13 protein-coding genes are annotated in these 11,809 nt (G+C 71.1%); 6 read left to right on the forward strand and 7 right to left on the reverse strand.

Going from position 1 to position 11,809, the window contains the following annotated elements; translation table 11 throughout:
* The first annotated feature begins 233 nt into the window (after nucleotides 1–233).
* The gene (locus ABZ923_RS33715) at nucleotides 234–1,241 is read left to right on the forward strand and encodes a fatty acid desaturase (RefSeq protein ID WP_361479591.1); all 1,008 of its coding nucleotides are present in this window, start codon (nucleotides 234–236) and stop codon (nucleotides 1,239–1,241) included.
* The gene (locus ABZ923_RS33720) at nucleotides 1,238–1,915 is read left to right on the forward strand and encodes a TetR/AcrR family transcriptional regulator (protein WP_361479594.1); all 678 of its coding nucleotides are present in this window, start codon (nucleotides 1,238–1,240) and stop codon (nucleotides 1,913–1,915) included. Before ABZ923_RS33715 ends, ABZ923_RS33720 begins: the two co-directional genes overlap by 4 nt.
* A gap of 5 nt (nucleotides 1,916–1,920) precedes the next feature.
* Here ABZ923_RS33720 and ABZ923_RS33725 read toward each other — a convergent pair whose 3' ends face one another.
* Together ABZ923_RS33725 and ABZ923_RS33730 are read right to left on the reverse strand one after the other, a co-directional pair.
* Nucleotides 1,921–2,283 carry a VOC family protein gene (locus ABZ923_RS33725; protein ID WP_361479597.1) on the reverse strand — a complete coding sequence of 121 codons (363 nt, stop codon included), beginning with the start codon at nucleotides 2,281–2,283 and terminating at the stop codon, nucleotides 1,921–1,923.
* Between the two features lie 2 nt (nucleotides 2,284–2,285).
* Nucleotides 2,286–3,098, reverse strand: coding sequence for a trans-aconitate 2-methyltransferase (locus tag ABZ923_RS33730; RefSeq protein ID WP_361479600.1), 813 nt, complete (start codon nucleotides 3,096–3,098; stop codon nucleotides 2,286–2,288).
* Nucleotides 3,099–3,185: 87 nt separating this feature from the next.
* On the opposite strand from ABZ923_RS33730, the gene tamR reads away from it, so the two are divergent.
* Nucleotides 3,186–3,683, forward strand: a complete 498-nt coding sequence (gene tamR / locus ABZ923_RS33735) for a MarR family transcriptional regulator TamR (protein WP_189294766.1) — start codon at nucleotides 3,186–3,188, stop codon at nucleotides 3,681–3,683.
* Here tamR and ABZ923_RS33740 read toward each other — a convergent pair.
* Nucleotides 3,642–4,409: a response regulator transcription factor gene (locus ABZ923_RS33740; RefSeq protein WP_361479603.1), complete on the reverse strand. Its 768-nt coding sequence runs from the start codon at nucleotides 4,407–4,409 to the stop codon at nucleotides 3,642–3,644. The genes tamR and ABZ923_RS33740 overlap by 42 nt on opposite strands.
* 335 nt (nucleotides 4,410–4,744) lie before the next feature.
* Between ABZ923_RS33740 and ABZ923_RS33745 the strand changes: the two genes are divergently transcribed.
* Nucleotides 4,745–5,185 (forward strand): N-acetyltransferase, encoded by a 441-nt coding sequence (locus ABZ923_RS33745; protein WP_361479606.1) that lies wholly within the window; start codon nucleotides 4,745–4,747, stop codon nucleotides 5,183–5,185.
* Nucleotides 5,186–5,330: 145 nt separating this feature from the next.
* On the opposite strand, the gene galK is transcribed toward ABZ923_RS33745, so the two are convergent.
* From galK to galT, 3 genes are read right to left on the reverse strand one after another with little or no spacing between them, the layout of a single operon-like run.
* Nucleotides 5,331–6,494, reverse strand: coding sequence for a galactokinase (gene galK / locus ABZ923_RS33750; protein ID WP_361479609.1), 1,164 nt, complete (start codon nucleotides 6,492–6,494; stop codon nucleotides 5,331–5,333).
* The gene (galE, locus tag ABZ923_RS33755; RefSeq protein ID WP_361479612.1) at nucleotides 6,494–7,456 is read right to left on the reverse strand and encodes a UDP-glucose 4-epimerase GalE; all 963 of its coding nucleotides are present in this window, start codon (nucleotides 7,454–7,456) and stop codon (nucleotides 6,494–6,496) included. Before galE ends, galK begins: the two co-directional genes overlap by 1 nt.
* Nucleotides 7,453–8,514 (reverse strand): galactose-1-phosphate uridylyltransferase, encoded by a 1,062-nt coding sequence (gene galT / locus ABZ923_RS33760; protein ID WP_361479615.1) that lies wholly within the window; start codon nucleotides 8,512–8,514, stop codon nucleotides 7,453–7,455. The genes galE and galT overlap by 4 nt, the downstream gene beginning before the upstream one ends.
* Before the next feature lie 194 nt (nucleotides 8,515–8,708).
* Here galT and ABZ923_RS33765 point away from each other — a divergent pair, with 194 nt between their 5' ends.
* Together ABZ923_RS33765 and ABZ923_RS33770 are read left to right on the forward strand one after the other, a co-directional pair.
* Nucleotides 8,709–10,400 (forward strand): sodium:solute symporter family protein, encoded by a 1,692-nt coding sequence (locus ABZ923_RS33765; protein WP_361479617.1) that lies wholly within the window; start codon nucleotides 8,709–8,711, stop codon nucleotides 10,398–10,400.
* 21 nt (nucleotides 10,401–10,421) lie between these two features.
* The gene (locus ABZ923_RS33770) at nucleotides 10,422–10,766 is read left to right on the forward strand and encodes a hypothetical protein (RefSeq protein WP_361479620.1); all 345 of its coding nucleotides are present in this window, start codon (nucleotides 10,422–10,424) and stop codon (nucleotides 10,764–10,766) included.
* A gap of 187 nt (nucleotides 10,767–10,953) precedes the next feature.
* Here the strand turns inward: ABZ923_RS33770 and ABZ923_RS33775 are convergent, their stop codons facing one another.
* Nucleotides 10,954–11,640 carry a response regulator transcription factor gene (locus ABZ923_RS33775; protein WP_361479623.1) on the reverse strand — a complete coding sequence of 229 codons (687 nt, stop codon included), beginning with the start codon at nucleotides 11,638–11,640 and terminating at the stop codon, nucleotides 10,954–10,956.
* Between the last annotated feature and the right edge of the window lie 169 nt (nucleotides 11,641–11,809).

An 11,809-nucleotide genomic window follows, 5' to 3' on the forward strand; every position in this document is an offset into this window, starting at 1 on the left:
CGCATACGGGCCGGTGCGTCCGGGAAGGAAACTTCAGCGGACCGCGCTGTCCGACCGAGTCCAAGGATAGGTGGCCATGTGGACGCGCAGGGTCTGGGGCTCTTGCCGCCGCACATCTCGCTGCCATACTTACGTCGCCGTAGGTTACGGAACCGTAGGGAAGGACCGTCGAGTCCCGCTCGGTCCCGGCGGCCCGGCATCTGTCTCGACCCTCGACCCCACAGGGGACGCGCATGACCTCAAGTTCCGATGTGATCGAAGAAGCCCGTAAGGCCACCGACACACCCCCTCCCTCCGCCACTCTGGGCGGCGAGCAGAAGCGTTCGATCGAACAGATCACGTTGCTCCTGTTCATCGTCGTGCCCTTCGTGGCACTCGTGGCGGCCGTGCCGCTGGCCTGGGGCTGGGGGGTGAGCTGGCTCGATCTGGGCCTGCTGGTCTTCTTCTACTTCCTCGGGTGCCACGGCATCACCATCGGTTTCCACCGGTACTTCACGCACGGCTCGTTCAAGGCCAGGCGGCCGCTCAGGATCGCGCTGGCGATCATGGGTTCGATGGCGGTCGAGGGCCCGTTGGTGCGCTGGGTTGCCGACCACCGCAAGCACCACAAGTTCTCCGACGCCGAGGGCGACCCGCATTCCCCGTGGCGGTTCGGTGAGACGCTTCCGGCGCTGATGAAGGGTCTGTGGTGGGCCCACATCGGCTGGATGTTCGACGAGGAGCAGACCCCGCAGGAGAAGTACGCGCCGGACCTGGTCAAGGACAGGACGATCCGGGCGATCTCCCGCCAGTTCGTCCTGTGGACGGCCCTGTCGCTGGGGCTGCCGCCGCTGATCGGCGGTCTGGTGACGATGTCCTGGTGGGGCGCGTTCACCGCGTTCTTCTGGGGCTCACTCGTCCGGGTGGCGCTGCTGCACCACGTGACGTGGTCGATCAACTCGATCTGTCACGCGGTGGGCAAGCGGCCGTTCAAGTCGCGGGACCGCTCGGGCAACGTGTGGTGGCTGGCGGTCCTGTCCTGCGGGGAGTCCTGGCACAACCTGCACCACGCCGACCCGACCTCGGCGCGGCACGGTGTGATGCGCGGACAGATCGACTCCTCCGCCCGGTTCATCCGCTGGTTCGAGCTGCTCGGCTGGGCGTACGACGTGCGCTGGCCGTCACGCTCGCGTATCGATTCGCGCCGTAACACCGCGGAAGGCGGTTCCCGGCGCCGGAAGGAGCCTGCCGAGGCGGCATGATTGACGCCGTGGCGACCGATCCCAGCAGCAATCCAGGCAACGACAAGCAGCGGCGGACCCGCCGGACCCGTATGACCGGTGCCGAGCGCCGCCAGCAGTTGCTGGAGATCGGTCGCACCCTCTTCGCGGCGAAGGGCTTCGAGGGCACTTCGGTGGAGGAGATCGCGGCGAAGGCCGGGGTGTCCAAGCCGGTGGTGTACGAGCACTTCGGCGGCAAGGAGGGGCTGTACGCGGTGGTGGTCGACCGCGAGATGCGGCGCCTGCTGGACATGGTGACCGGTTCGCTGACCGCCGGCCACCCCCGCGAACTGTGCGAACAGGCGGCGTTCGCGCTGCTGGACTACATCGAGGAGTACACGGACGGCTTCCGGATCCTGGTCCGTGACTCCCCCATCCCGCAGTCCACGGGGTCCTTCGCCTCGCTGATCTCGGACATCGCCACGCAGGTCGAGGACATCCTGGGCCGCGAGTTCAAGAGCCGCGGCTTCGACCCGAAGCTGGCCCCGCTCTACGCCCAGGCGCTGGTCGGCATGGTCGCCCTGACCGGCCAGTGGTGGCTGGACGTGCGCCGCCCGAAGAAGGCGGAGGTGGCGGCCCACCTGGTGAACCTGGCGTGGCACGGCCTGGACGGTCTGGAGCCGAAGCCGCGGCTGATAGGGCACCGCAAGAGCTGAGCGTCCTAGGAGGCCGGTTCCAGGAACTCCAGTCGGTTGCCGACGGGGTCCTCGGAGTAGAAGCGCCGGTGGCCGGGAAGGGCGTCGTCCCAGGTGACGGGCGCACCGAGCGCGGTGAGCCGGGCGGCGTAGGCCTCGATGTCCCGCACCCGCAGCCCGGGGTGGGCCTTCTTCGCGGGCCGGAAGTCGCGTTGGATCCCCAGGTGGAGCTGGACGAAGCCGGCCTCGAACCAGCAGCCGCCGCGTGCGGCGAGCGCCGGCGGCTTGGGGATCTCGGTCATGCCGAGGACACCGGTGTAGTAGGCGCGCAGCCGGTCCTCGGATCCGGCGGGGGCGGCGAGCTGGACATGGTCGAGGGCGACGAGCACGCTCAGGACTCCTTCACCGCCACGGCGAACAGCCTGCGGAACGGCAGGACCGTGCCGTACGGTGCGCGCGGGTAGGCCTCGCGGAGCAGGTCGCGGTATGCGGTGAGGAACGCGTCCCGTTCGCCGGGGTCGTCGGCGAGCGCGGTCAGGGCGGGGCGCAGGCCGGTGCCCTTCACCCAGTCGAGGACGGGGTCCTCACCCTGGAGGACGTGGAAGTACGTCGTCTGCCACACGTCGGCCGTGCAGCCCAGGCGGGCGAGGCGGTCCAGGTAGGTGCCGGGGGTGTGCACGGAGTCCGTGCGGCGCAGGACGCCGGCGAGGCGGTCGCGCCAGCGGGGGGTGCCGGCGAGGTCGCGCAGGAGGGCGTGCAGCGGGGCGTCGATGTTGTCCGGTACCTGGAAGGCGAGGGCGCCGCCGGGGCGCAGGCCGGCGATCCAGTCGGGGAAGCGGTCGGCGTGGCCCGGCACCCACTGCAGGGTGGCGTTGGAGACGATCAGGTCGTACGGCTCGGCGGGCGTCCAGGTGCGGACGTCGGCGGGGGCGAAGTCGAGGCTGCCGCCGCCGGCCGTGGGTCCCTCGTGGTCGACGTGGGCCCTGTCGAGCATCTCGGGCGAGTTGTCGTAGCCGGTGATGCGGGCGGTGGGCCAGCGGTCGGCGAGCAGGGCGGTGACGTTGCCGGGGCCGCAGCCGAGGTCGGCGATGCGGGGCCGGTCGCCGGGCAGCCCGGGGACGCGGGCGAGGAGGTCGACGAAGGGGCGGGCCCGGTGGCCGGCGTGGCGGAGGTACTGGGCGGGGTCCCAGGTGGGCGTCGTCATGCCCTCACTTTCCCCAAGGTTTCTCTCGACGTCAAGAGACTCGACATCAAGAGACTTCATGTCGACACAACCACTACACTGATCTCCATGGAGGACGAGGTCGATCGGCTGGTCGCAGCGTGGCGCCGGGAGCGTCCGGACCTCGACGTGGAACCGCTGGAAGTGCTCAGCCGGGTGAGCCGACTCGCCCGGCACCTGGACCGCGCCCGCCGGCTCGCCTTCTCCGAGCACCAGCTGGAGCCCTGGGAGTTCGATGTGCTGACCGCGCTGCGGCGCGCGGGCACGCCGTACCAGCTCTCCCCCGGCCAACTGCTGACCCAGACCCTGGTCACCTCGGGCACGATGACCAACCGCATCGACCGGCTGGCCAAGAAGGGCCTGGTGGAGCGGCTGCCCGACCCGAGCGACCGGCGCGGTGTGCTGGTCCGGCTGACCGACGAGGGCCGGGACCGGGCGGACCAGGCGCTGGCCGGCCTGCTGGAGCAGGAGCGGGCCATCCTGGGCGAGCTGTCCCGCGCCCAGCGCGCCGAGCTGGCCGGCCTGCTACGCCAGCTGACCGCCCCGTTCGACAACATCCCCGGCTAGGTCCACCGGGCCCACCCCGGCCCGCCGGGCCAGTGCGACGGCGGCCAGCGTCGAGTGGACGCCGAGTTTGCCGAGGACGTTCTGCATGTGGGTGCGCACGGTGTGCGGGGACAGGAACAGCCGCTCGGCGACGGCCTTGCGGCCGAGCCCGGCGACCATGCAGCGCAGCACCTCCCGCTCCCTCGGGGTGAGGGACTCCACCAGCCGCTCGCTCTCGGTGCGGTGCCTGCGCGCCGCCGTCAGTTCCTTCAGCACGCCGGTGAGCAGCGCGGGCGGCAGGTGGGTCTCGTCGCGCAGCACCCCCCGGATCACCGTCAGCAGCCGGGACAGCGAGCAGTCCTTGGCGACCCAGCCGCACGCTCCGGCCTGCAGCGCGAGGGCCGCGCGGCGCGGGTCGTCCTTCTCGGCGAGGACGACGAGCCGTACGGCGGGCTGGGCGGCGCGGACCCCGGTGACGAGGGAAATCCCGTCGACCAGCCCCTCCTCGTCGCCCTCCTGCACCGGTACGGCGGGGCGGACGCCGGGCAGGTTGCCGCCCAGGTCGGCGTCGACCAGGAGCACGTCGTAGCGACGGCCCTCCGCGGCGGCACGCTCCAGGCAGCGCAGCGCGGCCGGGCCGCTGCCCGCGGCGGAGACGTCGACGTCGGGCTCGGCGGCCAGGGCCGCGGCGAGCGACTCGGCGAAGATGCGGTGGTCGTCCACGACCAGGACTCGGATACGAACCACGAAACCCCCTTCCCCAGGCTCCGCGTGGAGCAGGGGATACCAAGGTCCGGAAAGCTCCGGAACAGGCAGGCCCAGAAAAAACGCCCGGAAAACGCCCGGAAATGGATCCGGAGAACGACGACCCGCGCGGGTACGGCACCCGCGGACAGGGACGCGCGCCGCACGGCCGCCGCCGTTGCGGACACTGCTACCCCCACCGCGGGTGCCGTACCCGCCTGTCTCGCCCCCTGAGCGGCACCGGCCCCCACCGGTGCTGTTCCTCAGAGTACGGATGGGAGCACGCAGCGGAAGCGGATTTGCAGAACTGGCCGTCCGGCGCGTTTATGGTGTGCCGCATGTTTCGTATTGAGGCGGAAGTCGACAAAGCCCGACGGGATCTGCTCCGTTCGCGGCTGCGGGACACCAACACGGCGGCGTCCCCGGTGCTCGCCGCACTGCGCGGCACGCCCGGTGAACGCGAAGTTCCCCTGCACGTCTGGGCGCTGGACACCGCCGACGGCCTGGCGGGCGGTCTGGTCGGCCACACCTGGACGACCTGGCTGCACGTCACCTACCTGTGGATCGACCCCCGCCACCGCGGCACGGGCCTCGGCTCGCGCCTCCTCGGCGAGGCCGAGCGCATCGCCACCGCCCGCGGCTGCACCGCCTCCCGCCTGGAGACCTGGGACTTCCAGGCCCCGGAGTTCTACCGGAAGCAGGGCTACGAGGTGGTGGGGGTGATCCCGGACTACCCGCCCGGCGTCACCGAGTACACCCTGACCAAGCGGCTGGGCTGACGGGGGCTCACTTCCGTGCGGCAGACGGTGGCCGCCGGGGTCCCGTCGAACGCTGGGCCGGGGGCCGCAAGGTCAGGGGCACGGCCGGTGACGGCGTCGGCCCCGTGCGCGGTCGTCGCGTACGGGGCCGGTCGGGGCGGTGGTGTCAGCTCAGGCGGCGTGCGCCCGCTGCCGGTACCGCCTCGAAGACCCGTGGTGCCTTGAAGGCCGCCGCCGCGAAGGCCTCCTCGATGGTCTTGGTGAGGGTGTCGACCTCGGTGGCCTCGGCCAGGACGACGGCCGAGCCGCCGAAACCGCCGCCGGTCATGCGGGCGCCCAGGGCGCCGTGCGCGAGGGCGGTGTCGACGACCAGGTCCAGCTCCGGGCAGGAGATGCGGAAGTCGTCGCGGAGGGAGGCGTGGCCCTCGGTGAGGACCGGGCCGATCGCGCGGGTGTCGCCGGCGCGCAGGAGGGCGACGGTGCGTTCGACCCGTTCGTCCTCCGTGACCACGTGGCGGACCAGGCGGATCACCTCCTCCTCGTCGCCGAGGCGGGCCAGGGCCGCATCCAGGCCGTCGTACGGGATGTCCCGCAGGGCGTCGACGCCGAGCAGGGCCGCGCCCTTCTCGCAGCCGGCCCGGCGCTTGCCGTACTCGCCGCCGCTGTGGGCGTGCTTGACCTGGGTGTCCACGACCAGCAGACGCAGGCCCTCGGCCGCGAGGTCGAAGGGGATCTGCTGCTGGGACAGGTCGCGGGTGTCGAGGAAGAGCGCGTGCCCCGGCTCGCAGCAGGCCGACGCCGTCTGGTCCATGATGCCGGTCGGGGCGCCCACGTAGACGTTCTCGGCGCGCTGGCACAGGCGGGCCAGCCTCCAGCGCTGCAGGCCGAGGTCGTACAGGTCGTTGAGCGCCAGGGCGACCACGACCTCCAGCGCCGCGGACGAGGACAGGCCCGCGCCCGTCGGGACCGTGGAGGCGAGGTGGATGTCGGCGCCGGTGATCGCGTGGCCCGCATCGCGCAGGGCCCAGACCACGCCCGCCGGGTACGCCGTCCACTCCCGGTCGCTCTCCGGGGCGAGGTCGTCCAGCCGCAGCTCCGTGACCTGCGCGCTCCCGCCCTCGATGTCCGCCGAGTGCAGCCGCAGGATGCCGTCGGTGCGGCGGGAGACCGCCGCGATCGCCTGGTGCGGCAGCGCGAACGGCATGACGAAGCCGTCGTTGTAGTCGGTGTGCTCGCCGATCAGGTTGACCCGGCCCGGCGCCGCCCACACGCCCTCCGGCTCCGCCCCGTACAGCTCGGCGAAGCGCTCGGCGACCTGCTGTGCCCCCACTAGTGCTCCCTCGTGATGCTCTGCGCGAACTCCCACGCGTCCGCGACGATGCCCGCGAGATCCGCGCGGGTCGGGTTCCAGCCCAGTTTCTCGCGGGCGGTGTCCGCGGCGGCGACCAGGACGGCCGGGTCGCCGCCCCGGCGCGGGGCGGCCACCTCGGGGATCGGGTGGCCGGTGACCTCGCGGACGGTCTCGATGACCTCGCGGACGGAGAAGCCGTTGCCGTTGCCGAGGTTGCAGATCAGGTGCTCGCCCGGCCGCGCGGCCGTGAGGGCCAGCAGGTGGGCGTCGGCCAGGTCGGCGACGTGGATGTAGTCGCGGACGCAGGTGCCGTCGGGGGTCGGGTAGTCGTCGCCGTAGACCGAGATCGCCTCGCGGCGGCCCTGGGCGACCTGGAGGACCAGCGGGATCAGGTGCGACTCGGGGTCGTGCCGCTCGCCGTACGCGCCGTAGGCGCCCGCCACGTTGAAGTAGCGCAGGGACACCGCGGCCAGGCCGTGGGCGACCGCCTCGCTGGTGATCATGTGGTCGACGGCGAGCTTGGAGGCGCCGTAGGGGCTGGTGGGCCGCGTCGGGGCGGTCTCCCGGATCGGGGTCTGCTCCGGCTCGCCGTAGGTGGCCGCGGTGGAGGAGAACACCAGCGTGCGGACGCCGGCCTCGCGCATCGCGGCGAGCAGCGCCATGCTCCCGCCGACGTTGTTCTCCCAGTACTTCTCCGGCTTCACCACCGACTCGCCGACCTGCGAGAACGCGGCGAAGTGCAGCACGCCGTCGAAGGAGGGGTCGAGCCACTTGGCGGCGTCGCGGATGTCGCCCTCGACGAAGGTCGCGCCGGCCGGGACGCCCGCGCGGAAGCCGGTGGAGAGGTTGTCGAGGACGGTGACCTCGTGGCCGGCCTCCAGCAGGTGCTGGGCCACGACACTGCCGACATATCCCGCGCCACCCGTCACCAGGTACTTCATGAACTCGCTACCTCTCGCAGTCGCTCGGCCGCGCGTTCCGGCGGCACGTCGTTGATGAACACGTTCATGCCGGACTCGGAACCCGCGAGAAACTTCAGCTTGCCGGAAGTGCGGCGGATGGTGAAAAGCTCGAGGTGGAGCGCGAAGTCGTCGCGCGTCACACCGTCGAACTCCTCCAGCGCGCCGAACGGGGCCTGGTGCCAGGCCGCGATGTACGGCGTCGGAGGCTCACCCTCGCCGAAGATCCGGTCGAAGCGCCTCAAGAGTTCCAGATAGACCTGGGGGAATTCTGTGCGGGCCGCCTCGTCGAGCGCGAGCAGGTCGGGCACGCGGCGCTTGGGGTACAGGTGGACCTCGTACGGCCAGTGCGCCGCGTACGGCACGAACGCCGCCCAGTGTTCACCCTCAAGGACGACCCGCTCGCCGGCGAGTTCCCGCTCCAGGACGGCGTCGAACAGGTTCTCCCCGCCGGTGGCCTCCTTGTGGGCGGCGAGCGAGCGGAGCATCAGCGCGGTGCGCGGGGTGGTGAAGGGGTAGGCGTAGATCTGTCCGTGCGGGTGGCCGAGGGTCACACCGATCTCGGCACCGCGGTTCTCGAAACAGAACACCTGCTCGACGGAGGGCAGATGCGACAGCTCCGACGTGCGGTCGGTCCACGCGTCCAGCACCAGCCGCGCCTGCTCCTCGCCGAGGCCGGCGAAGGAGGCGTCGTGATCGGAGGTGAAGCAGACCACCTCGCAGCGGCCGGAGTCGCCGGCGAGGGAGGGGAACCGGTTCTCGAAGACGACGACGTCGTAGGAGGAGTCCGGGATCTCGCTCAGCCGGTCGCCGTGCGTCGGGCACAGGGGGCACTCGTCGGCCGGCGGGTGGTAGGTGCGGCCCTGGCGGTGCGAGGCGACGGCGACGGAGTCGCCGAGCAGCGGGTCGCGGCGGATCTCGGACGTGGTGACCGTACGGTCCAGCGGGCGCCGGTCGACCGCGTCGCGGACCGTGTCGTCCCGAAGGTCGTAGTAGATCAGCTCACGACCGTCGGCCAGCCGGGTCGAGGTCTTCTTCACGCCGGACTCCTTGTTCGGCCCCCAAGGGTGTGTCCGCACCCCATCACTCAACACAATCAAACATAACAGATCACAACTCGACAACGCCTCGCTCGATCACAATCAAACAAAGAACACCAGTCAGAGTGTTCAAACAACGAACACGGCGGCGTAGGTTCCGCTCTGGATCAGTTCGCGCAACGAAGCGAGTTCTCATGCAAACCCCCACATACGCCCCCACCTATCTGGCGGCGGAGCTACGGCTCCCCACCAACTGGCTGGACTACACGATCCTGGCGATCTACTTCGTCGTCGTCCTCGGCATCGGCTTCGCGGCCCGGCGCTCCGTGAAGACCAGCCTCGACTTCTTCCTCTCCGGACGCTCGCTGCCCGCCTGGATCACCGGCCTCGCCTTCATCTCGGCGAACCTGGCGGCCACCGAGATCCTCGGCATGGCCGCCAACAGCGCCCAGTACGGGGCCTACACCGTCCACTGGTACTGGATCGGCGCCATCCCCGCCATGGTCTTCCTCGGCCTGGTGATGATGCCCTTCTACTACGGCAGCAAGGTCCGCTCGGTCCCCGAGTTCCTGCTGCTGCGCTTCGACCGGGCCGCCCACCTGCTCAGTTCGATCCTGTTCGCGTTCGCCGCCATCCTGATCGCGGGCGTCAACCTCTACGCCCTCGCGATCGTCGTCGAGGCCCTGCTCGGCTGGCCGCAGTGGGTCGCCATCGTCGTCGCCGGCGCGTTCGTGCTCGCGTACATCACCCTGGGCGGCCTGTCCTCGGCGATCTACAACGAGGTGCTCCAGTTCTTCGTGATCCTGGCCGCGCTCATCCCGATCACGATCCTCGGCCTGAAGAAGGTCGGCGGCTGGGGCGGGCTGACCGACAAGCTCACCGCGACCCACGGCGCCGACTTCACCACGGCCTGGGGCGGTACCGGCATCGGGCACGTCAACCCGCTCGGCGCCAACTGGCTCACCATCGTCCTCGGCCTCGGCTTCGTGCTCTCCTTCGGCTACTGGACCACCAACTTCGCCGAGGTGCAGCGCGCCCTGTCCGCGAAGAACCTCTCCGCCGGCCAGCGGACCCCGCTGATCGCCGCCTACCCGAAGATCTTCATCGTCTTCCTGGTGATGATCCCGGGCCTGGTCGCCGCCGCGCTGATCCCGAAGTTCGGCACCGCCGGCTCCGGCTACCAGTACAACGACGCCATCCCCTTCCTGATGCAGGAGCTGCTGCCCAACGGTGTGCTCGGCATCGCCGTCACCGGTCTGCTGGCGGCCTTCATGGCGGGCATGGCGGCGAACGTGTCGTCGTTCAACACCGTGTTCACCAACGACATCTGGGCCAAGTACGTGGTGCGTGGCCGCGAGGACGCCTACTACGTGCGGTTCGGCCGCCTGATCACCGCGATCGGCGTCTGCGCCTCGGTCGGCACGGCGTTCCTGGCGTCCTCGTTCTCGAACATCATGAGCTACCTCCAGACGCTGTTCTCCTTCTTCAACGTGCCGATGTTCGTCGTCTTCATCGTCGGCATGTTCTGGAAGCGCGCGTCCGCCAAGTCCGGCTTCTGGGGCCTGCTCGCGGGCACCGTCACCGCGATGGTCAACTACTTCGTGTTCTACAAGAAGGGCATCATCTCGATCCCCTCCGACCAGGGCGCCAACTTCGTCTCCGCGATCGCGGGCTTCGTCGCCGGCGCGGTCGTGATGGTCGCGGTCTCCCTGTTCACCAAGCCGAAGCCGGCGGAGGAGCTGCAGGGCCTGGTCTACGGCACCCGCTCCCCCGGCATGTCCGAACCGCCCGCCGAAGGCGACGACGCCTGGTACCGCAAGCCGGCCCTGCTGGGCTGGGGCGCGGTCGTGCTGGCCGCCGCCTGCTACATCCCGTTCTCGTTCTGACGCGGGAGGATCGAGGAAACCATGACCGAGCGTCCCGAGCAGCCGCGCCGTCCGCTGCACTACACCGAGGAAGACGTCCAGCGGGAGGTCACCGAGCTGGAGACGAAGTCCGCGACCGCGGCCCGCATCTTCGACCTGCGCCGCATCATCGGCGGACTCTTCGTGGTCTACGGCGTCATCGTCACGATCACCGGGATCACCGACTCCCAGGCCGCGATCGACAAGGCCGAGGGCGTCAACATCAACCTGTGGACCGGGATCGGCATGCTGCTCCTGGGCATCTTCTTCCTGGCCTGGCTGAAGCTGCGGCCCACGCCCCCGCCGCTTCCGCCGGAGGGCCTGCCGGAAGAGGGGCCGGGCGAGTAGCACCGGGGCGGACTGCGCCGCAGGGGATGCGGGCCGTCCCCCGGCCGCGCAGTTCCCCGCGGAGTGACCGTCGGCCGGGGGCGGTAGCACCGTAGGGCGCACGGGCCGTCCCCCGGCCGCAGGCACGTTGTGGCCGGTCGCGCAGTTCCCCGCGCCCCTTCCGGGGCGCGGGGGTGTCCGTGGGTGTCTAGTCGGCGGACGCGCCCCGCAGGGGACCCGCGCGGTCCAGCAGGCCCGTTCGGGCCGCCAGCGCCGCCGCCTCCAGCCGGGACCCCACCCCCAGCTTCATCAGCACCCGCTGGACATGGGTGCGCGCGGTGCTCGGGGCGATGCCCATGCCCGCCGCGATCCGCCGGGTGTCCTCGCCGTCGGCGACCCGGACCAGCACCTCCACCTCACGCGGTGTCAGCATCTCCAGCAGCCGCTGCGCCTCGTCGTCGGGCTGCGCCACCGGGTTCAGCAGCTCGCCGAACGCGCCCTGGAGCAGCAGCGGAGCCACGGCGGCCTCCCCGGCCCGGGCCTTCATGATGGCCCGCTCGACCCCCTCGATCCGCTCGTCGTGCCGCACGTACCCCGACGCCCCCGCGGCGAAGGCGGCCGCGATCCCGCGCGGCGACGGCACCGGGCCCAGCACCAGCACCGCCACCTGCGGGCGCTCCCGCTTGATCTTCACCACCGGGTCGAAGACCCCCGGCTCGGCCGGCGCCGCCGTGCCCAGCAGGCACACCTCGGGCGCCCGCGCGATCACCAGATCCGCCGCGCCCGCGGCCGGCGCCGCCGCCGCGACCACCCGGTGCCCGCGCAGCTTGAGCGCCGACGCCAGCGCCTCCGCGAGCAGCCGATGGTCGTCGACGACCATGAGCCGCACTCCCATACACCAACCCCCCAGTCCCCCCGGCACCCCCGCCCTTCATGCCCCCGGAAGCTACACGCTTGTTCGACGTCGCGCTGCCCCTCTCCATGAGAAGTGGGGCCCGGCGGGGGAAGAATGGGGGCGTAGAGGGACAAGACGGAAAAAGGCGGGCGACCAGGCGTGGACCCGC

The organism is Streptomyces sp. NPDC046881, assembly GCF_040645015.1.
GTDB lineage: Bacteria > Actinomycetota > Actinomycetes > Streptomycetales > Streptomycetaceae > Streptomyces.